The organism is Pedobacter anseongensis (assembly GCF_037482965.1).
Taxonomy (GTDB): domain Bacteria; phylum Bacteroidota; class Bacteroidia; order Sphingobacteriales; family Sphingobacteriaceae; genus Pedobacter; species Pedobacter anseongensis.
The window spans coordinates 221480-243814 of sequence record NZ_JBBHKB010000004.1 but is presented as its reverse complement, the minus strand read 5'-3'; the positions used below and the strand labels follow the sequence as shown (position 1 = coordinate 243814).

The window sequence follows — 22335 nt, the reverse complement described above, 5'->3', positions numbered from 1 at the left end:
AATTGGTACAACAGCACAAATATATATAATTTCTATGGAATTAGTAGTATTTATTTTCAATTTATCAAACATTATGCTTACAAGATTTAACTAGCTCTAAACATCAATGCACCTACGGTTAAATTAGTTCTACTATCGATTAAAATTGCAGATCCATTTGCTTTATTATCGCTATACAGATCAAATGCCAGTGTTTCTGCTGTTTTTACCATTACCCTACCAATATCGTTTAATTTAAATTCATCCGAAGCTGCCTTTTCTAGTGTGCTGATGTCTACTTTGTAAATTATTTCTTCGATTTTGCACTTGGTCACTTTGCTATTATGTTGAATGAGATAGGTGATAGAAGTATCTAAGGCTCGCATATCCATCCAGCATAAATCGGCTTCGATTAGTTTAGATTCTTTTGGCAAAGAAGAGGTATTTACTAATGTATCGCCTCTGCTAATGTCGATATTATCTTTAAGGTGAATAATTACCGACTGACCAGCACAAGCTTGTTTTAAATCATTCTCAAAAAACTCAATTCTACTAATGGTAGAGCTTACATTTGAAGGCAATACGGTAACTTGATCGTTCAGGTTAAATGTTCCACATAACACTCGCCCAGCATAGCCTCTATAATCGTGTAATTCGTCGGTTTGAGGTCTGATAATCCATTGCACGGGCATTCTAGCGGGCACATTTTTATCTTGTGCGTCTACTTCTACCGATTCTAAAAAATGCAATAAGCGCTCGCCATGATACCATTGCATTGAACGTGACTGCAGCACAATATTATCTCCTTTTAAGGCACTCACTGGGATGTAGGTTACATTTTTTAAGCCTAAATTTTTTGCTAGGGCTTTATATTTTTCAACGATGGCATCAAATACAGTTTCACTATAGCTAACCATATCCATCTTGTTGATGCAAACCACGATATGTTTAAGTCCAAGCAGTGATACTAGGTACGAATGGCGAATAGTCTGTTCAATTAATCCGTTTCTAGCATCGATTAAAATAATGGCTAAGTTGGCGGTAGAAGCCCCGGTTACCATGTTTCGGGTATATTGAATGTGGCCTGGGGTATCGGCTATAATAAATTTTCGTTTTTCAGTTTGAAAGTATTTATAGGCCACATCAATGGTTATACCCTGTTCTCTTTCGGCTCTTAACCCATCGGTTAAAATGGCCAAATCTAGTGTTCCGTCGTCGTTTTTACGATTAGCATGCTGCAAAGCTTCGAGCTGATCGGCTAAAATTGAGTTTGTATCGTATAGCAGGCGCCCTATTAAGGTGCTTTTTCCATCGTCTACTGAACCTGCGGTAAAAAATTTTAGAATGTTCATTTTGTTAGTTTTTTGGATTGTTGGTTAGTTGGTTGTTTAAAAATATCCTCCTTTTTTTCGATCCTCCATTGCGGCTTCCGACACTTTATCGTCCATGCGCGCACCACGTTCTGAAATTTTTGAGGCGCTTATTTCGTCTATAATATCATCGATCTGGTCGGCTTCCGATTCTACAGCAGCTGTACACGACATGTCGCCAACTGTTCTGAAACGCACTTTTCTGTTAGTGATGATATCTTCATCGTCCATATTTAAAAAGGGTGAGGCAGCCATTAACTGTCCGTTGCGGGTTATACAATCGCGTTGATGTGCAAAATAAATACTTGGTAGAGCAATTTTTTCTCTTCTGATGTAATTCCAAACGTCGAGTTCTGTCCAATTGCTAATTGGGAAAACGCGAACGTTCTCGCCTTTATGGATTTTTCCGTTATAGATATTCCATAGTTCTGGTCGTTGTCGCTTTGGATCCCATTGGCCAAACTCGTCTCTTACAGAGAAAATACGTTCTTTAGCCCGCGCCTTTTCCTCGTCCCTACGAGCCCCACCAATACAAGCGTCAAAACCATGTGTTAAAATGGTATCTAAAAGCGTGACCGTTTGCAGTGCATTTCTACTCGCATTTTTACCGGTTTGTTCGATTACTTTTCCTTCATTTATCGATTGCTGAACCGAGCCAATAATTAATTTTTCACCAATTCGCTCAACCATTTCGTCGCGGTACTTAATTGTTTCTTCGAAATTATGTCCGGTGTCGATATGTACTAAGGGGAAAGGGAATTTTCCAGGCCTGAATGCTTTCTCGGCCAAGCGCACTAATGTAATTGAGTCTTTTCCTCCGGAAAACAATAAAGCAGGTTTTTCGAATTGCCCTGCTACTTCTCTTAATATGTGAATCGATTCTGATTCGAGTTCGTCTAAATAATCCATTTTACTTTATTATTAATTCACTTCAAGGTTGATTTCACACCTGATTTATTCGGTAGTTCTCTCGTCGTTCGTTCCTCACTCGCTCGAGATGACGATGCCATTGTAGGGTTCCATATGTATCCAAACCCACAACTCATTTCACTTCGTGCAATCCACATTCCTTTTTCGACTGGTCTTCCCACCACCAGCGGCCGGCTCTAAAATCGTCGCCTTGTTTTACGGCTCTAGTACAGGGTGCACAGCCTATGCTTGGAAAGCCCTTATCGTGCAGGGTGTTATATACGATGTTATTGATTTTTATGTAACTTTTTACCTCTTCTAGAGTCCAACTAAAAATGGGGTGAAACTTGATGAGGTTGTTTCCTTCGTCCCACTCCAAACTCTGCATATCATCACGATTGGCACTTTGCTGGGCCCTAATTCCAGTAATCCAAAGCTCGTTTCCGCTAAGTGCGCGTTTTAAAGGCTCAATTTTTCGTATAAAGCAACATTCTTTTCTATTCTCGACTGATTCGTAAAAGCTATTTGGCCCTTTAGTATTCACCATTGCTTGTACCGCTTCTGTTCGCGGATAGTAGGCGTATATTGGCTTTCCATATACTTCTAATGTGCGATTCCAAACGTAATAGGTTTCGGGAAATAGTCGGCCAGTTTCGAGCGTAAATACTTTTATCGGGATATTGTTGCTAAAGATCAGGTGTGTAATTACTTGATCTTCCCATCCAAAGCTGGTCGAGAATACAATTTTCCCATTAAATTCATCAGCCAGATGCTTTAATTGTTCTACAACATTTAAATCTTCGAGTTCATATTTTAATTGTATTAATCGCATCTTATATCAATTTTATAATAAAACTAATTACACTACGTAAGCTCACTATCATTACAATAATGCCTACAGCTATCATGATTGTTTTTGCCGAAATTTTATTCGACACACGAGCTGCAATTGGCGATGCTAAGGCGCTTCCAATAATTAAGCCTACAACAGCTTCCCAATACCTACCACCTAGCATGGTAAAAAAGGTAAGCGAGCTTAAAGTGGCGATAAAAAACCGGCTAATTTTTACCGTTCCTAACGAGAACAATGGATGTCTGCCGCCAGCGATTAGGCTAGATAATACAATAGACCCCCATCCTCCACCAAAAGCAGCATCGATAAAGCCCCCAAAAAAACCAAGTATTCCAATTTTCTTTATCTTCTCTCTACCTCTTTGGCGTTTCACATTAAAGGCTTTCATTAAAATAACACCCCCTAAAACTAGCGTATATAAAGCCACAATGGGTTTGGTATATTGACTGTAATGTTCTAATGATGATAATAAATACGCTCCTATTATTGCTCCAGTAACTGCAGGCAGAATTAAAACGTTGAACAACTTCCAATTGATATTACCCATTCTAAAGTGCATCCATCCGGCAATACCGTTGCTTAACACTTCAGATATATGAATAGCCATGCTTGCCGATGCGGGAGGCAGGCCCATTGCTAAAGAAAACGAGGCCGTGGTTACCCCATACGACATTCCAATGGCGCCATCTATCATGGCAAAAACAAAACCTGCACCTAAAAACCAATAAAATAAAGGATCGATGTTAATTAGAAAGGCCTGAAACTCGGGTTCTGTATTCCATAGGGTGAAACCCACAACGTCGATAAAGAACACAATTACCAACCATATTAACCACTTTAAATTGGCTTCTAAAAAACCCTTTTTCGGATTAATTAATTGTTCAGTAACCTTGTTTAACTTTTTTACTTTCGATGCAAAATCGCCATTCAAATTTTGCCTTAAAACACTCATTTGTTGCAACGTTGTATCTAATTCACTGGGCAAGCTTTCGTTTAATAATTCTTTTAATCGCTTAGCTATTGTGGGCGACTTCCCGTTGGTAGAAATGGCAATCTTAAGGTCTCCTTTTTGCACAATGGCACCAAGGTAAAAATCGCAAAGTTGGGGCTTATCGGCAACGTTAATGAGTAAGCCCTTTTGGTGCGCCTCATTTCTAATTTTTTCGTTTAAAAGATTATTGTTTGTGGCCACAAATACAATATCTACATGTTTTAAATCTTCCTTATCGTAGCTTTTCTGTTGGATTTTAAGTTGGGGGTATTGCGCCAATAACAGATAAATGGCCGGTGTAATTTCTCTTCCTACTACCGTAACTACAGTTTGTTCGCTATTTTTTAGGATGGATGTTAATTTTTCTAAGGCAACCGGGCCGCCACCAATAACCAAAGTTCGCAACTGATTCAGCTTTATAAAAACTGGAAACAATTGATTACCCTTTTCTTCGACAGTTAAAGGCGAAATGTTATCGAAACTAGGCCATGTCTGCATAAGGCTTAATTAGAGTGGTAAATGATGGATGTAAAGAGACTACATCACCAAATATTAATAAGGCAGGTGCTTCAATTTTTTCTTTTTGTACTTCAGCCAATATGGTATCTACTTTACCTATCACTAATTTTTCTTTAACTGAAGAGCCATTTTGTACTACCGCTACGGGCAAATTATTTCTTCCTGCTTTATTGAAAATCTCAACAATTTGTGGGAGTTTTTTTAGGCCCATTAAAACAATTACGGTGGCTTTAGCGGTTGCGGCCTGATAAATATCTTCAGATACCTCACCCGATGTTGTTGTACCTGTAATTACCCAAAAGCTTTCGCTCATTCCCCGATGCGTTACCGGAATTTGTTGTAAGCCAGGCACCCCTATTGAACTCGAAATACCCGGAATTACGGCAACTGGAATGTTGTATGAGGTAGCGAAATCCAACTCTTCGTATCCTCTTCCAAACACAAACGGGTCGCCACCTTTTAAGCGGACTACGTGACCGTAGTTTAAGGCATAATCTACCATAAGTTTATTAATCGCATCTTGGCCAAAAGAATGCTCTCCAGAACGCTTGCCTACATAAACTTTAATGGCTTTTTTAGGTGCATAATTTAGTAATTCTTCATCTGTAAGAGCATCGTAAAGCACTACATTCGCATTTTGCAAAGCCTTTACTCCTTTTAGGGTAAGCAATTCGGGATCGCCTGGACCAGCACCAAGGAGTGTTATTTTTGGTTCTATGTATAATTTATCGATCTTCATTTTAGGCTACTAAACGTATTTCTTTAATCTGTCTTAAAAACTGTTTCGCTGCAGTTAAATAGTTGGCAGCAAAGGCTGATGAGGGTTCGTTCTTATTAATTTGGAGTACAATATCACTAAACGATGCAGTTAAACTAATTTCTCCGCTTATTACAAAGTGATTATCGAATTCTCTTATTACGCCAACTTGGGTACTGCTGTTGATGCCTTTATCGAGCAGCAACGATTTCGCTGCGCTGATAAATGCACTATAGCTGTGGTAAATTGAATCGGCGTATGCTGCGTTTTGAAAGGCTTCCATTGCCCATTCTAATTTTTCATCCGCTTCTAGCAATAAAGTAGCAACTAAATCGATTACTACGCCTGCACATTCACCCACGCCAATTGCGGTTTCGAAAGTTTCTTCATGTCCCCAGTCTACAAATTCGTTGTTTTGCAGTGTAGTTAAATCTGCAAGTGGCTTTAAAAGTTGGTAGAAATAATCTTTCGTTTGACGATCGTAATACTGATGGAAATTTTCTTCTTCTTTGCCATTTGATTTAAAATCGTTTAAAATAAGATGCAGTAGTTGTGGTGCTCTTTTAGACGGGACTTTAATTATTCTTTCCGCTACTCTTCCCACTCCATTACCTACGGTACCTCCCCCAAGCATCACTTGAACGGCTGGTACCACTTTTCCGTTGGCTTTAACTGAACTCCCGTGGAAGCCGATTTCGGCTAAGCCATGTTGTCCACAAGAATTCATGCAGCCGCTAATTTTAATCTTAATATTTTTCTCGTAGATTAATTCTGGAAAGTCTTCATAAATTACTTCTTCTAGCACTTCCGCCAAGGTCATGCTATTCGAAATACCCAAATTACAGGTATCCGTACCTGGGCAAGTGGTAATATCGGCAAGGCTATCAAAACCTGCATGCGCTAAATCGATATCGAGCAGTGCTTGATAAAGCGACTTTAAGGCATTTTTTGAGACGTATTTCAGTAATAAACCTTGATTTTGAGTGATCCTAATTTCGTCTGCCACATAAGGCCTTACCGCATTTACAAAGGCTCGTGCTTTATCGGTCTTTATATCACCAACTTTTACTTTCACATATACTGCATAAAACCCAGGTTGTTTTTGAGCGACAACATTAGTAGCTAACCAATGTTGATAATGGTTTGGATTTACAATATTAACCGGTGGATAATCTTGCGTAAAAGGAAAATAAGGTAGTTTAACCGTAGTTAAATCTATCGAAAAGGATTTTACTTTATTAGCAACTCTTTCTTCGTCAACCAGGCGTAACACTTCTGCTAAACCTAATTTTTGAACTAAATATTTTAAACGTGCTTTATTACGATTAGTACGTTCGCCATAGCGGTCGAACACGCGTAGCACCGATTCTGTAAAAGGAATAAGCTGGTCTTCGGGTAAGAATTCATGAATTGCGTTTGCCAAGAAAGGTTGCGCACCTAAGCCGCCAGCAAATAACACTTTAAAGCCTCTTTCACCCTGCTCATTTAACTTAGGAATAAATCCTAAATCGTGAATATAACTGTAAGCGGTATCTTTATCGTTAGAGGAAAATGAAATCTTAATCTTACGTCCCATTTCTTGGCAAATTGGGTTACGGAGGAAATAAGCAAAAACAGCTTGTGCATAAGGCGAAACATCGAAGGGCTCTTCAGGGTCTATTCCAGCGTTTGGTGATGAAGTTACGTTGCGTACTGTATTGCCACAGGCTTCGCGGAGGGTAATGTCGTCTTGTTCAAGCTTGGCCCAAAGTTCAGGTGTACGATCTAGGCTTACATAATGAATTTGAATATCTTGGCGTGTGGTGAGGTGCAAATTGCCGCTAGCGTACTCATCTGCAATATCTGCTATTTTTAATAATTGCTTAAAAGTTACTTTACCAAAAGGTAATTTAATGCGGATCATTTGTACGCCAGGTTGACGTTGGCCATAAATGCCTCTCGCTAGGCGCAAACTTCTAAAGCGTTCATCGTGAATTTTCCCAGAACGAAAATCGTTGATCTTTTTTTCGAGATCGATAATGTCTTTTTGTACGATTGGGTTTTCTAATTCTGTTCTAAAACTCTCCATATACTAAGATTAATAGGATTACGGATTTAGGGTTATCTTGCTTATTTCCTCCATCCATTTCCAAATATTATTTGCTTTTGGTATTTAATTTATTCGGTAAACCGAATAATGATTTGACAAATATATATAAAGTACATAGAAATAGTAGTCTTTTTTTAAAAGAATAATTAACATTTATTCTAAAGGTGGTTTAGATTGATGGAATGGCGGTTTTTTCTTTTTCGATAATGTTGGCGATGCTGGTTTCGCCGAGTACTTTTAGGGAGGCGTCGCGTACTTCGATAAAGGCTTTGCGGATGCCACAGGTTACTTCATCGTGGCATTCATCACATTTATGGTAAAATTTAAGGCTGGCGCAAGGCACCATAGCAATTGGTCCGTCGGTAATGCGTAAAATATCTACCAAGTAAATATCTTTTGGATCTTTGTTTAGACTATAGCCGCCTCCTGCTCCTTTTTTGCTATAGAGATACCCTGCATTACGCAGATCGAGTAGAATTTGTTCTAAAAATTTCTTAGGGATACGTTCATCGTCGGCGATGCGAGCGATTTGCATGGGCGGTTGATCCATGTTTTTACCGAGCATTACGAGGGCCTTGATGGCGTATTTTGTTTTCTTGGATAGCATTAAAACAAAGTTAATAAAATTTGGGGGATTTGTCTCGTCCTAGAATTACTTGTCGTTTTTGAGTGTTAATACTAGAATTAGTTTACATCATTTTTGCACTAATCCTGCTTTTACTTTACAAGTGTACAACTTGATTTTCATGAACTCAAGAAGTTTCTGTTTTTTTATTTGTCTTCTGATTAGGTTACCACTAACGGATCTTCCATGACCTTCGATTTCTTGCATGGATAATGTTTCCATCTCTTACTTATCTCTCCCGACATACCATGTGCCTGATGTGGCGTAAAGTAATCCACGCTGGCATGAGGCCTTTTTTCATTGTAGTTCCGAATTATTGTAGCCATACATTTTTTTGCCTCCTTATGGTTCTGGTAAATCCTTCTTGGATAGAATTCGTTCTTTATAATGCCGTTGATACGCTCAGCAAGCGCATTTTCATATGGACTGCCAGTCTGGGTCATGCTAATGGCGATCCGATCTTCGTTTAGCATAGCGGTATAAGCCTGGGAACAATATTGTATTCCACGGTCTGAATGATGGACAAGGATAAAAGGTGAAGCTCTTTTTCTACTGTTGATTGCCATCTGCAATGCAGCTATACAGCCAACCGCTTCCAGGCTGTGATGAAGGGCGTAACCTACAATCTTTCGGGAATAGGCATCCGTTATCAGACTCAGATAGCTGAAGCCTTCCAACGTGCGTATGTAGGTAATATCACTGACCCATAATTGTTCAGCGGCTGACAATACCATATGTTTTGTGAGATTGGGATATTTTCTGAGCCAGTGGTGAGAATTGGTTGTCTGCACATGCCGTCTCCTTCTGCGCATCAGCAGTCCATGGAACCTTAAAAGGTCATAGAGTTGGTCCCGACCCATTTTAATATCGTGCTTCTTCATTTCCGGGGCAAGCATATGCAATAGCTTTCGGGTCCCCAGCATGGAATAGAAGAACGAAATTCAGCAACCAGAGCTAATATGACCATATTGGAAATATCAGTTCTGGCAGAATGTTGGTGTGCCAGATAATAGGCTTGGCGACTTACACCAAACAGTGCGCAAAGCTCCATCAGGGACTTCCCTGGTAGTTTTTGCCTCATTCTTAAGACTGTTTGGTACCACGCTTTTTTCTGATCTTGATCTTCAGCTCGCTTTCCGCGACCTCTATCATTGTTTCCAGTGCAACATTCTTCAACTGGGCATCTGAAAGCGCCTTGGTAAGTTCGTCAATCTTTTTCTTAAGTAGCTTCAATTCTTTGGATTCATCCATGGCTAAATGCCCGTCTGGAAACTGCGGACTAAGCAAGTTAGCTAAATTATGCTTGTCACGCCACATGCCTATGGTACTTTTTGGCAGGCCGTACTTCCGCCCTGCAGCCCGTTCGCTCAGCAGGCCGTTATTGACCTCACTAATAATCTTGTTCTTGGTTTCCTCGTCCAATCTTCCCCAGGGCTTTCGGGAAGCTATGGTAGGTTTAATAGTCTTTTCCTTTTTTGCTTTCATTTTTGGCTTGCATTAATGACAAGCTATTTCAGGACAAGACATATCTTAAAAGTGATTTCACAATAGAAATTTCTTTTAATTTTAACGTAGAATATTGACATTTCTAACTGCCTCCAAATATAACTCCACCTGATTCACACAAACCTTCAACCTCTTCTCCACATCATGCTCCCAAAACCGCATCACCGTATATCCCATTTCAATTAAAGTCTCATTTACATACCGATCGCGCTCCATATTTCGCTCAATTTTCGGTATCCAAAAGCTTTCATTTGTTTTAGGCTTTCTCTTCTCCCACTGATATCCATGCCAAAAATCGCCATCAACAAAAATGGCTAGCTTGTACTTTTCTATTAGAATATCCGGTTTGCCTGGCAAATCTTTGCGATGAATACGAAAACGAATATTTTTTGCCCACAGTGCTCTGCGTAATAACATTTCGGGCACACTATTCGTCCCCCTAATTTTTGACATTATCTTACTTCGCAGTTTTGTAGTAACAAAACCCACATGCTCCTCGAAACGAGGGACTTTAATAGTATCTTTTTCTTTAGAGTATGATTTGATAACCATAACCTTAAAACTACTAAAAAAGATAAATTGTTTAAATAGAAGTTAAAATTTAGCCCCAACAAACATTCTATAGCTCGATAGATTAAAAAATGGGAATTGAAAATACGAACTGCTTCGCACCTTTAAACCATAAATGGTTTAACTAAGGATTTCTCGCTCGGTAGAGCTTCGAAATGACGTAAGAAGAATCAGCCGAAAGAAAGTATTAAAACAACGTAATCCCTACATTCCAACCCCACCAGCCCTGGTTATTCCCACTAAATTCGCGATGCTTTACTGGATAAATTTGTTGCCTATATCCTTTCTCACTCGAACCAATAGGTGCATTGCTGTTGTAAAACGCATAGGAAGGTCCGCCAAAAATGGCAAACCCTTTAAACACCCTAAGTTCTAAATTGGCCTGAAAGCGCATTAAGATGTTCGCATAGTCGAAATTGCCCAGATATACATATTGGGTAATCATTTCGGCTTCGAGGGCCACGTGTTTACCTAAAATGAAATCGTGACCAAAGCCAATGCCCGCCGTCTCTACCTTTGCCGTATCAGAAAAATTCTTACCTGCAATAAGTAGTGTATAAAGATTAGCATTCCCAGTTTTCAGCGCAAAATTTGCATTTACCACATCATTAGCGAAGAAACTTAATTTCTTATAGCCATTTTTTGAAAGATTAAGCAAACCAATGGATGTTCCGAAATTGCTATCGGCTAGGTTAATTAACCCAATCTGCAAACCCGAAAATTTCTTGGCATAGTTAAATACCCCTGCAATTTGAGTGCCCTTAAATTCTTTAAACGCTATGTTGCCAACGCCAGCAATCTGCATTCCATTGGCGGCTTGGCGAGTAAAATTGAATACCCCTGCAGCCTGAAAGCCATCAAAATTACTTCCCACAACATTAGCAACACCTGCAGCATGAAAACCCTTAGCCTCTTTCTTATTGAAGTTAACTACCCCTGCAAATTGTGCCGCCTCTACCCTACCATCAACCGAATTAAATACCCCGGCTGCCTGAAAGCCTTTAACCCCTTTTTTATCGTAATTAGCTACTCCTGCAAATTGGGCAGCCTCTACATCGCCCCCAACTGCATTAAAAACTCCTGCTACTTGGAATGACCTAACTTTACCTTTAGTTAAATTAAACACTCCTCCTACCTCTGCCCCATCTACTCCAGCCGTGTAGCCACCAATAATGTTTAAGGAGGCCTTATTTACTACTCTACTACTCATCATCCCATGCGAACTTAAACCAGGCAGAAAAGAAGCCTGAAAAGGCGTATTGGCGAAGAAACTCGGAATATTTAAATTTTGAATACGTTGTTTAGAACCTAACAAGAATTTACTTATACCTAAATCTTCAATTGCATTTGAAAAAAGGGTACCTTTCTCTTTATCAGGATCACTATATATTTGAGGTAAAATTTTTATATCTGAAAGAAAAACCAATGATGTATCGCGATAGGTTTCTTTACTAGCAGTTAATACCACTTCTTGGTGTTCACCTTTAAAACGCAAGGTAAAATACCCATTATCGTCGGTTAGTGTGCTTTGCAATAACTTTTTTTCATACACACTGGCTTGCTTTACTTTTTTACCCGTTTTGGTATCAACAATATATCCGCTAATTAAATAAAGATTTTCTGCCGTAGTAATATTTTCAGGTTCAATAGTGAAATGGTTTACGGCATACCTTAGAATAATATATTCTGCATTTTCTTTATAATCTACCTTACCATCAAACATTTCGTCGAGCACATTACGTACTGGCATACGCTGTACGTTTAAATTCACCAAACTATCTTGGTTAATTAATTTGCCGTTAAATGAAAAATAGAAATTCCCTGCATTACTGATTTGCTGCAAAGTGCTTCGAACACTTTGTTGCTTTACATTAAAAGTAACCAACTTCGATAAATTATTGCGGTAATCGCCAACGTTGCTTTGCGCAGATACAGTGTGGGCTAATACCACAAAAAAGAGGATAATTTTAAACTTCATTTCCTTAATAAGACAATATAATCTCCTTTTGGTTACGTCTTACCTTTAATTTATCAAGTGTTAAACGAATGAGTTCTAAATTTTCATTTAACGATTTGCGATATTGCAACGTAGTAGTAATAGTTTCTTGCTTTGCAGAATCATCAACCACAATATTGCTTCCGTAAGCTTCATTTAATGTAGCCACCAACTCCGTTAATAATGTATTATCCGCTATAAAAAGGTTTGTTCGGTAATAGCTATAGAGTTGATCATTAACAGGTAATTTATTAAATTTTAATGCATCCTTAGCAATAATAACTTTTTCTCCCTTATGCAAAAGCAAATGTTGATTACCCAAACTCACTTTTACAATTCCGGTCTCTACCACAACTTCAGTTTGCTGCTTTAAATGTTTAACGTTGAATGACGTCCCTACCACTTCTACCTCAACTTTATCAACTTTAATAATAAAGGGATTACTTTTGTCTTTTGTCACGTTAAAAAATACATCCCCGCTATCTAATCGAATACTTCTATTTCTTTTAAAATTATTCGCAAATTCGATATGTGAAAATTTATTAAGCATGAGTTTTGAACCATCTGGAAGTACCTGCGATATTACCTGATTATCGGCATTAATACCGGTATAACCAGATGACTTAAAAATAGCATAAAGTGCTACTGAACTGACCGCCAAGGCTAACATCGCAACAATACGGAGCCTTGTATTCCAGATTTTTAATTTAACGATAGGTTTAACTGTAACATTATCTTGAAATTTAGTCCATGCTGCTTCAACATCAACTTTACTTGTTGATTTTAGTTTTTCACTCTCTATCCAAATTTTTCGAAGTTGTGCTAAATAAATAGGATTTTCTTTAGCCAAGGATAGCCATCTATTTACCTCATCAGTTTCTTCTGAGCTACTCTCATTTAACAAGAATTTAATTAATAATTCATCGTTCATTGCTCAACCCCCTATTTTAAAAAATCTTTATAATACATTAAACACGATATAATGAGCACTAAAAAGTCGGCAAGCCTTAACCGCATCATACGCAAGGCCTTACCCATTTGGTTTTCTACTGTTTTTATGGATAATCCGAGTGCATCGGCAATTTCTCTATACTTTAATTCCTCAAATCGGCTCATCTGAAATATCGTTCTGCATTGCTCGGGCAAATCATTTAAGGCTAAATTAATTTGGCTTTGCAATTCGCTTACTTCTAATCGATCTTCTCCAGTAGCATATACATCATTACATTTCTGCGTGTAATCTTCAAACTTACTTTTCACTTTCTGGTGTTTTAAAAAGTTCAAACTATCGTGGTATACACATTTATAGAGATACGCTTTCATGGAAGTTTGTACGGATAATAATGCTCGCTTTTCCCAAAGTTTCATAAAAAGTTGCTGCACGATTTCTTCCGCATTCTCTTCATCCTTTAAAATAACGGCAGCATAGGCATGTAATGCCTTATAATGCGTTTTAAAAAGCACTTCGAACTGCACATCAGTAAGATTTAAAGAAAGGATTGCCGTTTTGTTCAAATTAATTCGTACTCAAAATTATAATTTAAATAGAAATTCGTTTAATAATTTCTTTACCTGTTTCGCTATTGGCAGTTATCAAATCAATGTATTTTACTTTGGGAAACCAAAAAGACCCTCCATCTACTTTCACAAACACTCTTTTAAGCAATAAATTTTCATTTCCATTCTTAATGTACATTTTGTAACTATGATCAATGTCCGACCTCAACAAATACATTGGCATCTTTTTATAGGCCACCAAACGGATTTCAAACTCATCATTACCCAAGGGCTTACATTTTACTCCATAGGCAAACCTTTGTTCAATATTCGTTAAAGGCTTGTATTTTTGTTCTTCTTCGTATCGAATCCACGAGCCAACTACAGGTTTTTTTGGATCAATTCTTCCATCCTTTTTAAAATTTATCTCATAAATAACTGTATTAGCATCTGGAGTTCGTTGTAGAAAGAATAGAAGGTTTTTACCTACCGGAGTTGGAAGAGCAGTAACCTGCTGGCCCTTTATTGCATTTGTTAACAAAAGCAACAATATTGCTAAAATCGCTACGGCTTTACTATACTTTCTGTGCACTTTCTTTTGCCCCAAAGCAGGTATAACAAGTAATTTTCGCTTGTAAATTTCACTTGGACTAGCGAAAATAAAAAATAATGCTTCCTTTAATCCCATGCTGCTTTTTACATCCCTAAACATATCTATGTATTCTTGAAAATTTAAGATAAAAGGATTTATTTTAGTAGTAATTGGGGTTGTTAAGCCATAAATTGGTTTTTCCTCTTCATATTGAAATGATTTAAATAGATGATCCCAAATCATAAAGGTTGCTCCAAAATTCTTATCTAAATATTTTTCCTGGCTACCATGATGCACACTATGATTGGATGGCGTGCCAAAATATTTTTCAATAAAAGGATGCAATTTCCCAATAACTGCGGTATGTACCCAAAATTGATAAAGTGTGCTTAACTGACTAGCCACCATAAATATTACCGGGTGAAATCCAATTAGCAATACAGGAATAAAAAAAACACCTTAAAATGCTGCACCCAACTTTGTCTGAATGCAACCGTTAAATTATAATGCGCTGCAGAGTGATGCACTACATGGGTTGCCCAAAAGAAGCGATTGTAATGCGAAATGCGATGCGACCAATAACTACAGAAATCGTATACTATAAAACATGGAACCAAGCTATACCAGTTTAAAAATATTCGCCAGGGCAGCAAATTATAAATCCAGATTGCAGCATAGATCAATACTATTTTCATCAATAGATTAACCGTTAGATTTCCTAAACCGACTAATAATGAGCCTAAGGTTTCTTTAGTATCGTGGGTTTTATGAGATCCAAAATGGGACACTAGAAATTCAATGCCGGCAAAGAAAAAAACTATGGGTAACGCATAATGCATTAGGTCTGGAGCCTTAGATTGAATTAAATTAATTGCTGAAGAATTAATTTTAGCCGCGCCAAACCACTCGCTTTGCGCCTGCAAAAGGAAAACGACACCTAACATCTTTTTTAGAATTTAATGAGTTTACCTGAGCCTGAGATTTTAGAATCTAGTTGTGGATTCCCTTTATAATACACCTCTCCACTCCCGCTAATCCTTGCCTTTAAGTAATCGGCAACTTGTAGGTGAACATCGCCACTGCCTGAAATATCGATATCAGCTTCCTTAGCCATTGCTTTTTGGAAAAATGCTTTTCCTGAACCTGATATTTTCACATTTATGTTATTAACGATTAACTCAGAGTTTACCGATGCATCGCCAGAACCGCTAATCCATAAATCAAATTCGTTAATTGAAGCGAAACTTCCGTCGATGTCTAATCCACCACTCCCACTTATTGATGCTCCTGTAATTAAAGGTAGCGTTACAAAAATTTCGATATCGTCGTGGTTAACGTTTGCGTTTTTGTAGCTTAGATTAAGATTTTTTCCAGCCACTGTAGTTTTAAAATAAGGAATGAGATTACTTGATCCTTTCAGTACCACTTTGTATTCGTTGCCATAACTAACCTTAACCTTATTGGAGCCACTAATGTGAACGCTTGTAAACTCATTTAATGACCTGGTATCTGTAATTCGGTCGCCATTTGCGGTTAAATGATCTTTTGCGCATGAGGTTAGCATAAAAATACTGATGATGATTATTGTTAGCTGTTTCATTGTATGTGTTATTTGTTTTTAAGTTTTTGAATTTTTATTTTTTGGATGGGCACTAAAATAAGATGTGTGCACCTACGGTGTAACCGATGTAAAGAGCGGTGTAATCTCTACCCCATTTGTTGCTCCAGCTCTTTAAGGCTGTGGTATAGAGTTGCTTGCCTTCATCACTGCTAGTAGTAACAACGTTGAGTGATGGACCGCCGAAGAGTGCAAGGGCATTAAACAGCTTGATATTTGGCATTAATCTAAAACTCGTTTTAAAATAGTCTGCTGTTTTAAAATCTTCTAAAACGGTTGATACTAATTCGGTATTTAGGCAAAATACTTGCGAAGAAAAGAAATGGGCACCCAGACCTAGCTCTGCAGCATACACTTCATCTTCATTTTTAAAGTTATATCCTAACCCGATTAGGCCATACAATCCTTTTCCTCCAGATCTGAAACTTAAAATGGTGGTTTGCGTTTCGTCGGTACTTATGCCAATACTTTTTTCACCATTTTTAATGATGTTGATGATACCTATCGGATAATCTGAACTGTCGGCAACATTAACAAAGCCAGCTATTTGAGCACCTTTTACTTTTCTAGCAATGTTTATAAATCCTGCAAGCTGCGTTCCTTTTACGTTGCCCGCTTTATTTATGAATCCTGCAATTTGCGATTCGCTGATGCTTTTATTAACAATGTTCATGAAACCCGCAAACTGTGATCCCTTAATGCGATGGGCATAATTTATAAACCCCGAAAATTGAGCACCATTTACATTGCCATGGGCTACATTGGCGAATCCTGCAAATGCGACACCCTTGCCACCACCATATGTATTGGCAAAACCTGCAAATTGGGCACCGTCTGCTTTTCCACCAACATGGTTAGAAAATCCTGCAAACTGACTGCCAACGGCGTCTTTAAGGATTACATTACTAAAGCCTGCGAAACTGGGGCCACGCTCAGCAGCAGAAACACCAATAAGTAAATGAATAGATAGATTGTTGGTATCTAAAGGTGCGTGAGTACCATTGGTACTTAGGGGATAAACTAATCCGACATGTATTTTACCGGGTAATTGAGCTATAGCTTTAAAGCTGCTAAAGATGAGTGTTAGTAGTATTAATTTCTTTGTAAGTGTGTTCATTTGTGTCTGATTTTAAAATGAGACAACAAAGTGATAGGTTACCCCTACGAGGGGCGTAAAAAAATATTTCGGCTTTACGCCGATGGTTCTTGAATATTGCAATCGCAATTAGCTACGCTACTTCCTTAAGGTTCGAGGCCTACTAGCAGAATGCATACCTCACACAGCGAAGTTGATGCCTATATAACGCTCATTAATCTGCTCATCTGCGGCAAAAGCGAAGCATAAAAAAATCGGCTAGTGTGTAGCTAACCGATTTAATAAATATGTTTAAATTTAACTTACTTTCTTACTTAGCAGCGATGTATCGTACTCTACCGGGGTTTTTAATTACCAATTTTAAATCGAGCTGAATAATATCCTGAGTTTTTTTATCAGCAAAAACAGAAATAGGGTTCTTTTTATAATCGCTTAATTTAATAGCACGTTTTCCCATTATGGTTATGGTTTCGCTATTGTTTTCTATATAATTCAATTGAAAATTAACACGAGTTCTAACGCCTTGTATATTTAAGTAACCTATAGCATGGATCATATTAAGTTCTGGCAAAACCATAGCATGAGTTAATTCAAAATTAATATCATTCTTGGGTTGTGAGGTATTTAATATTGCAGTATGTATTAATCCCTGGTCATTTTTTCCATTTAAGGGTAAGTTAAATTTTAAATCGTTTAAATGATCTAATTCGCCATTTATCATGTTAAATTTTCCTTCACAAGTAAACTGTGTAGTTATTGGGGCAAATTGACCGTTATTGCTACTACTTGAAATCTTTACTTGGGAACCTTCTAAATTCGAAAAGAACAATTGAGCACATGCTTTTTGCAAATTAGTTATTAGCATTAAAACCAGGATAAATGAAAATAATCTAATCGTGAGAGAGAAGTTAATTTTAAATGATTTCATAAGTGCTTTTTTTGCGAATTAATATGTTACTTATAAAACTATGAAGAATATTTTAATAAATAACAATTAATATTAAATTATGTGATATAATTTCTCATATCGTAGATTAATTTCCCCTTTTTTACACACTAAATTATTCTTAAAAAGAATATATTGGCTTAAACGCTATTTAATTACGTCGTAAGCAAACCGAAGTATCGTTCCAAAAATTACAATTAAAAAGAAAATCCGAACAAATTTGTTCCCTTTTAATAAAGCTAATTTGGCACCTAAAAATGAACCCACAACATTAAAAATTGCCATAGGTATTGCGTATTGAAATAAGACATGGCCAGTTGAAGTAAAGTAAATTAACGCAGCTAAATTAGTAGCCATATTTACAATTTTAGCGTGTGCACTTGCACCAATAAAATCGAAACCCAATACCGCAATAAATACCAAAATCAAGAACGAACCCGTACCAGGTCCAATTAATCCATCATAAAAGCCGATAATTAAACCGAAAACACCAGCTAAGAACACTTGCTTTATGGGTGAATATTCTTTTTGCTGGTGAATACCAAATTGCTTATTAAAATAGGTATAGCCAGCCACTAGAATTAAGACCCCCAAGATAATTGGTTTTATTAACTCATTGTTTATTTTACTAACCGAATATGCGCCTATCAGCGATGCACAAAAGGCCGAGACCACACAAGCAATTAAAATTTTATAATTTAACTTAATCTGATTGGCATACTTATAAGCGGCTACGCTAGTTCCCATCAGCGAGGGGATTTTTACCGTACCAAAAATGGTAGCAACTGGGTAATGCGGCAAAATAAGTAACGTTGCTGGCGTTTGCAATAATCCACCACCACCTACTATGGCATCAATAAAACCCGCAGCAAAAGCGGCTATGCAAAGGAGAATGAGTTCTTGGATCATTACATCCGCTCAGGCACATTTATCCCTAAAATTCTCATCCCAGCTTTCAATATATCAGCCGTTAGGCGGCAAATATTTAATCGATGTTGTTTAACAATTGCATCTTCCTCTTTTACAATTGGCGGCACTTCGTGATAAAATTTATTGAATAGCTTTGCAACTTCGTACAAATAATTGGCTAAAAAAGCCGGACTGTATGCCTTTGCAGCATTACTCAATTCGTCTGGGTATTTGGCCAACAGCATAATCATATCGAGTTCTGTTGGCAATAAATTAACTGAAAACTGTAAACTATTAGTCCGATCGCTATCGGGTGAAAAATGATAATCCGCTTTGCTAAGTAACGATTTAATCCTAGCATGGGTATATTGTATAAAAGGACCCGTATGGCCTTGGAAATCGATAGATTCTGAGGGATCGAAAAGCAACCTCTTTTTAGGTTCTACTTTTAACAAAAAATATTTTAAAGCGCCCAAACCAATATTAGTGTACAATTCATTCTTTTCTTGTTCAGAAAAATTATTTATTTTACCTAAAGCTTCTGTTTTCTGCTTCGCTGTTTCGATCATTTCGGCCACTAAATCGTCTGCATCTACCACTGTTCCTTCTCTGCTCTTCATTTTTCCGCTAGGTAGGTCGACCATTCCGTACGATAAATGATGTAAACCTTTAGCCCAACTCTTGCCTAATTTCTTGAGAATTAAAAACAACACCTTAAAATGATAATCTTGTTCATTACCCACTACATAAATGGACTGATCCATATGAAAATCATCGTATTTCATCTGAGCAGTTCCTAAATCTTGTGTAATGTAAACCGAAGTACCATCGGCCCTCAAAACCAATTTCTCATCTAAACCATCGGCGGTTAAATCGATCCATACTGAACCATCCTCCTTTTTAAAAAATACACCTTTTGCTAATCCTTCTTCAACTGTATCTTTCCCTAGCAAATAGGTATTGCTTTCGTAATAATATTTATCAAAGTCGACCCCAAGATTCTTGTAGCTAACTGCAAAACCGTCATACACCCAACCGTTCATTTTTTTCCAAAGTGCAATTACAGCTTCGTCGCCTGCTTCCCATTTTAAAAGCATTTGCTGAGCTTCTTTAATTAATGATGCATTTTTTTTCGCTTCTTCTTCAGTTTGTCCATCTGATTTTAATGCATCGATCTCTTTTTTGTACTCCTTATCAAAAATCACGTAGTATTTACCAACCAAATGATCGCCTTTTAGGCCCGAACTTTCTGGTGTTTCACCCTTGCCCCATTTTTCCCAAGCCAGCATCGATTTGCAAATGTGAATGCCCCTATCGTTTACTAAATTTACTTTGTACACCTCATTTCCGTCTGCTTTAAGCAACTCGGCTACCGAATACCCCAATAAATTATTACGAACATGCCCCAGATGCAGGGGTTTATTGGTATTGGGTGATGAATACTCTACCATTACCTTTTGTCCCTTAGGTTTCACACTTAAAAAATCATCTTTTAACAACTCATTGTTAAATAGATTTAGCCAATAGCTATCGGCTATGCTAAGATTTAAAAAACCTTTTACAACATTGAAACTTACAATCTCTTTTACATTTTCGCGTAAGTACGCCCCTATCGCATTTGCGGTTTCTTCTGGAGATTTCTTCGAAAACCGAACAATCGGAAACACTACAATCGTTAATTGGCCCTCAAATTCTTTTCTGGTTTCTTGTATGCTGATCACACTTTCGGCTACCTCTTCGTTATAGAGTTGTTTAATGGCGTTAAGCGTTTCGGTAAGGATAAAATTCATGATGCGAAAATAGGGAAATAAGGTGAAAGATTAAAAAGAGCTTTTGTGTTTAGCATCAATCGATTTGACGACTAGTTAACCACTGAGAGAAGGAGAATGCACAGAGAACACCGAGGCTAAAGAGGCTAAATTAACTTAGTGAGCTCGTGTAAAAACTCAGTGTTCTCTGTGTTAAAAACTATAGACTTTTTTGAATAGCTTTGTATCGTCGCAAACCAAATATATGAGTACAAGCAAAGAGAATTTTAAAGTTCAAGTTAATACAGAAATTGGTCGTTTACGAAAATTGTTAATCCATAGTCCAGATAGTGGATTAGGTAAGGTTGTTCCCTCTAAAGCGCAAGATTGGCTTTTTGAAGACATTGTTCACTTAGACACCATCCGTAAAGACGAATACGATTACTACATTAAACTGTTAATGTACTTCTTAGATCCTGCAAAAATTAAAGGCAAACTCGAAGCCATTGATTCAGTTGAAGCGGATAGAGCGTTCTTTAAGCCGGATAGCAAGGATTTTCATGCTTCAGAAAACGTAGTTGAATTACAACAGCTATTAGGCGATATATTAGAGGATACAGCCATTAGAAAAAAATTAAGTGCCTCTGTGTGTGCTATAGAGGGATGTACTTATAAACTCCAACTTCAATTAATTGAAACGGATCCGAAAGAACTTGCCAAAACCTTAATATCCGGTTCATTGCCCGATGGAAGAATGATTTTCTCTCCCATTCCCAATCTTATTTTCACACGTGATGTGGGCACTACCATTAACGACTATATTTTATTAAACAAACCTGCCAAAAAAGCACGGGTACGCGAAAGCTTATTGATGCGTTATATTTTCTTTAATCATCCCCTATTCGAAGCCTACAATGATCATGTGCTAGAAATTCCTGATTCAGAACATCACTTTTTGCGTCCTGGTGAGGAATTAGAAAACCGCACTACGCTAGAAGGTGGCGATGTGATGATGATTAGTACAAATCACGTACTGATTGGTTGCAGTGAACGTACCTCGCCCTATGGCGCTAATGAAGCCATGAAATTATTGTTCGAGAACAATGTGGTTGATAAAATTACCGTGGTTAAAATCCCCAATAAAAGAGATTTTATGCACTTAGATACGGTATTTACGCAGGTAAAACGAAATGTTTGGGTGCTACTGCACTCTATTGCTAGTGTGGATGAGAATAAGTATAAGAATCCGATCGATTTCCTAGTTCAACCTGAACCGAAAGAGCAAACCGAAATTATCCAATTTTATAAGGATAAAAGTAAGCCGAAGCATTTTCTAAGTATGGAGCAGCTCTTCGAAGATATTAGTAAGCATGATCTTAAAAGTATTGAACCTGTTGAGTTTATTTATAGTGGTAACGGTGTTTTCCCATTCGATTCACGCGAGCAATGGACTGATTCGTGTAATCTTTTAGCGCTAAAAGAAGGTGTAGTGTTAGGCTACGATAGAAATGATAAAACTGTTGAGGCGTTTAAGAGTAAAGGATTTGCTATCGTTAAGGTTAAAGATTTAATAAACGATTTAGAAAGTGGAAAGGTTAATGTCGATACGATTACCGATACGCTAATTTTAATGCCATCGTCTGAATTGTCAAGAGCGCGTGGTGGATTTCATTGCATGAGTTTGCCTTTGCTGAGAGATGATTTAGATTGATAATATTAAATATTGATATTCGACACAAACTATTTGATGCTACCAAAATGCAAA

20 protein-coding genes and 1 pseudogene are annotated in these 22335 nt (G+C 37.6%); 1 reads left to right on the top strand and 20 read right to left on the bottom strand.

Going from position 1 to position 22335, the window contains the following annotated elements:
• Positions 1-86 precede the first annotated feature (86 nt).
• The 20 genes and pseudogenes from WG904_RS15160 to argS all read right to left on the bottom strand — a co-directional run bounded on the left by WG904_RS15160 (position 87) and on the right by argS (position 20612).
• Positions 87-1331 carry a sulfate adenylyltransferase subunit 1 gene (locus WG904_RS15160; protein WP_339580181.1) on the bottom strand — a complete coding sequence of 415 codons (1245 nt, stop codon included), beginning with the start codon at positions 1329-1331 and terminating at the stop codon, positions 87-89.
• Between the two features lie 36 nt (positions 1332-1367).
• Entirely contained in the window at positions 1368-2258 is an 891-nt protein-coding gene (cysD, locus tag WG904_RS15155) for a sulfate adenylyltransferase subunit CysD (protein ID WP_339580180.1), read from the bottom strand.
• Positions 2259-2391: 133 nt separating this feature from the next.
• On the bottom strand, positions 2392-3090 hold the full coding sequence (locus WG904_RS15150) for a phosphoadenylyl-sulfate reductase (RefSeq protein ID WP_339580179.1): 699 nt from the start codon (positions 3088-3090) through the stop codon (positions 2392-2394).
• Between the two features lies 1 nt (position 3091).
• Positions 3092-4600 (bottom strand): TSUP family transporter, encoded by a 1509-nt coding sequence (locus tag WG904_RS15145; protein WP_339580178.1) that lies wholly within the window; start codon positions 4598-4600, stop codon positions 3092-3094.
• Positions 4584-5360, bottom strand: a complete 777-nt coding sequence (gene cobA, locus WG904_RS15140) for a uroporphyrinogen-III C-methyltransferase (protein WP_339580177.1) — start codon at positions 5358-5360, stop codon at positions 4584-4586. Before cobA ends, WG904_RS15145 begins: the two co-directional genes overlap by 17 nt.
• 1 nt (position 5361) lies before the next feature.
• Entirely contained in the window at positions 5362-7446 is a 2085-nt protein-coding gene (locus WG904_RS15135; protein ID WP_339580176.1) for a HEPN domain-containing protein, read from the bottom strand.
• A 190-nt stretch (positions 7447-7636) separates the two neighbouring features.
• On the bottom strand, positions 7637-8074 hold the full coding sequence (locus WG904_RS15130; protein WP_339580175.1) for an RrF2 family transcriptional regulator: 438 nt from the start codon (positions 8072-8074) through the stop codon (positions 7637-7639).
• Between the two features lie 179 nt (positions 8075-8253).
• Positions 8254-9015 (bottom strand): IS3 family transposase, encoded by a 762-nt coding sequence (locus WG904_RS15125; RefSeq protein ID WP_339580174.1) that lies wholly within the window; start codon positions 9013-9015, stop codon positions 8254-8256.
• A gap of 160 nt (positions 9016-9175) precedes the next feature.
• Entirely contained in the window at positions 9176-9577 is a 402-nt protein-coding gene (locus tag WG904_RS15120) for a hypothetical protein (protein ID WP_339580173.1), read from the bottom strand.
• A gap of 81 nt (positions 9578-9658) precedes the next feature.
• Positions 9659-10150: a very short patch repair endonuclease gene (locus WG904_RS15115; protein WP_339580172.1), complete on the bottom strand. Its 492-nt coding sequence runs from the start codon at positions 10148-10150 to the stop codon at positions 9659-9661.
• A 205-nt stretch (positions 10151-10355) separates the two neighbouring features.
• Positions 10356-12146, bottom strand: a complete 1791-nt coding sequence (locus WG904_RS15110) for a peptidase associated/transthyretin-like domain-containing protein (protein ID WP_339580171.1) — start codon at positions 12144-12146, stop codon at positions 10356-10358.
• Positions 12147-12150: 4 nt separating this feature from the next.
• The gene (locus tag WG904_RS15105; RefSeq protein WP_339580170.1) at positions 12151-13095 is read right to left on the bottom strand and encodes a FecR family protein; all 945 of its coding nucleotides are present in this window, start codon (positions 13093-13095) and stop codon (positions 12151-12153) included.
• 11 nt (positions 13096-13106) lie between these two features.
• On the bottom strand, positions 13107-13679 hold the full coding sequence (locus WG904_RS15100; RefSeq protein WP_339580169.1) for an RNA polymerase sigma-70 factor: 573 nt from the start codon (positions 13677-13679) through the stop codon (positions 13107-13109).
• 25 nt (positions 13680-13704) lie between these two features.
• Positions 13705-14349, bottom strand: a complete 645-nt coding sequence (locus tag WG904_RS15095) for a DUF4833 domain-containing protein (protein WP_339580511.1) — start codon at positions 14347-14349, stop codon at positions 13705-13707.
• Positions 14350-14532: 183 nt separating this feature from the next.
• A pseudogene (locus tag WG904_RS15090) lies at positions 14533-14948 on the bottom strand (sterol desaturase family protein); the annotation flags it as partial.
• A gap of 254 nt (positions 14949-15202) precedes the next feature.
• Positions 15203-15853 (bottom strand): head GIN domain-containing protein, encoded by a 651-nt coding sequence (locus WG904_RS15085; RefSeq protein WP_339580168.1) that lies wholly within the window; start codon positions 15851-15853, stop codon positions 15203-15205.
• A gap of 52 nt (positions 15854-15905) precedes the next feature.
• Positions 15906-16988 carry a hypothetical protein gene (locus tag WG904_RS15080; RefSeq protein ID WP_339580167.1) on the bottom strand — a complete coding sequence of 361 codons (1083 nt, stop codon included), beginning with the start codon at positions 16986-16988 and terminating at the stop codon, positions 15906-15908.
• A 289-nt stretch (positions 16989-17277) separates the two neighbouring features.
• Positions 17278-17895 carry a hypothetical protein gene (locus WG904_RS15075; protein ID WP_339580166.1) on the bottom strand — a complete coding sequence of 206 codons (618 nt, stop codon included), beginning with the start codon at positions 17893-17895 and terminating at the stop codon, positions 17278-17280.
• A 165-nt stretch (positions 17896-18060) separates the two neighbouring features.
• Positions 18061-18822, bottom strand: coding sequence for a sulfite exporter TauE/SafE family protein (locus tag WG904_RS15070; RefSeq protein ID WP_339580165.1), 762 nt, complete (start codon positions 18820-18822; stop codon positions 18061-18063).
• Positions 18822-20612 (bottom strand): arginine--tRNA ligase, encoded by a 1791-nt coding sequence (argS, locus tag WG904_RS15065; RefSeq protein WP_339580164.1) that lies wholly within the window; start codon positions 20610-20612, stop codon positions 18822-18824. The genes WG904_RS15070 and argS overlap by 1 nt, the downstream gene beginning before the upstream one ends.
• 223 nt (positions 20613-20835) lie before the next feature.
• Between argS and WG904_RS15060 the strand changes: the two genes are divergently transcribed.
• Positions 20836-22281, top strand: coding sequence for an arginine deiminase family protein (locus WG904_RS15060; protein WP_339580163.1), 1446 nt, complete (start codon positions 20836-20838; stop codon positions 22279-22281).
• Positions 22282-22335: the final 54 nt, after the last annotated feature.

What these genes read in the sequence shown, in the direction of transcription:
- WG904_RS15160 (WP_339580181.1), bottom strand. Translation starts at nt 1,331, where the DNA reads ATGAACATTCTAAAATTTTTTACCGCAGGTTCAGTAGACGATGGAAAA.
- cysD (WP_339580180.1), bottom strand. Translation starts at nt 2,258, where the DNA reads ATGGATTATTTAGACGAACTCGAATCAGAATCGATTCACATATTAAGA.
- WG904_RS15150 (WP_339580179.1), bottom strand. Translation starts at nt 3,090, where the DNA reads ATGCGATTAATACAATTAAAATATGAACTCGAAGATTTAAATGTTGTA.
- WG904_RS15145 (WP_339580178.1), bottom strand. Translation starts at nt 4,600, where the DNA reads ATGCAGACATGGCCTAGTTTCGATAACATTTCGCCTTTAACTGTCGAA.
- cobA (WP_339580177.1), bottom strand. Translation starts at nt 5,360, where the DNA reads ATGAAGATCGATAAATTATACATAGAACCAAAAATAACACTCCTTGGT.
- WG904_RS15135 (WP_339580176.1), bottom strand. Translation starts at nt 7,446, where the DNA reads ATGGAGAGTTTTAGAACAGAATTAGAAAACCCAATCGTACAAAAAGAC.
- WG904_RS15130 (WP_339580175.1), bottom strand. Translation starts at nt 8,074, where the DNA reads ATGCTATCCAAGAAAACAAAATACGCCATCAAGGCCCTCGTAATGCTC.
- WG904_RS15125 (WP_339580174.1), bottom strand. Translation starts at nt 9,015, where the DNA reads ATGCTGGGGACCCGAAAGCTATTGCATATGCTTGCCCCGGAAATGAAG.
- WG904_RS15120 (WP_339580173.1), bottom strand. Translation starts at nt 9,577, where the DNA reads ATGAAAGCAAAAAAGGAAAAGACTATTAAACCTACCATAGCTTCCCGA.
- WG904_RS15115 (WP_339580172.1), bottom strand. Translation starts at nt 10,150, where the DNA reads ATGGTTATCAAATCATACTCTAAAGAAAAAGATACTATTAAAGTCCCT.
- WG904_RS15110 (WP_339580171.1), bottom strand. Translation starts at nt 12,146, where the DNA reads ATGAAGTTTAAAATTATCCTCTTTTTTGTGGTATTAGCCCACACTGTA.
- WG904_RS15105 (WP_339580170.1), bottom strand. Translation starts at nt 13,095, where the DNA reads ATGAACGATGAATTATTAATTAAATTCTTGTTAAATGAGAGTAGCTCA.
- WG904_RS15095 (WP_339580511.1), bottom strand. Translation starts at nt 14,349, where the DNA reads ATGGGATTAAAGGAAGCATTATTTTTTATTTTCGCTAGTCCAAGTGAA.
- WG904_RS15085 (WP_339580168.1), bottom strand. Translation starts at nt 15,853, where the DNA reads ATGAAACAGCTAACAATAATCATCATCAGTATTTTTATGCTAACCTCA.
- WG904_RS15080 (WP_339580167.1), bottom strand. Translation starts at nt 16,988, where the DNA reads ATGAACACACTTACAAAGAAATTAATACTACTAACACTCATCTTTAGC.
- WG904_RS15075 (WP_339580166.1), bottom strand. Translation starts at nt 17,895, where the DNA reads ATGAAATCATTTAAAATTAACTTCTCTCTCACGATTAGATTATTTTCA.
- WG904_RS15070 (WP_339580165.1), bottom strand. Translation starts at nt 18,822, where the DNA reads ATGATCCAAGAACTCATTCTCCTTTGCATAGCCGCTTTTGCTGCGGGT.
- argS (WP_339580164.1), bottom strand. Translation starts at nt 20,612, where the DNA reads ATGAATTTTATCCTTACCGAAACGCTTAACGCCATTAAACAACTCTAT.
- WG904_RS15060 (WP_339580163.1), top strand. Translation starts at nt 20,836, where the DNA reads ATGAGTACAAGCAAAGAGAATTTTAAAGTTCAAGTTAATACAGAAATT.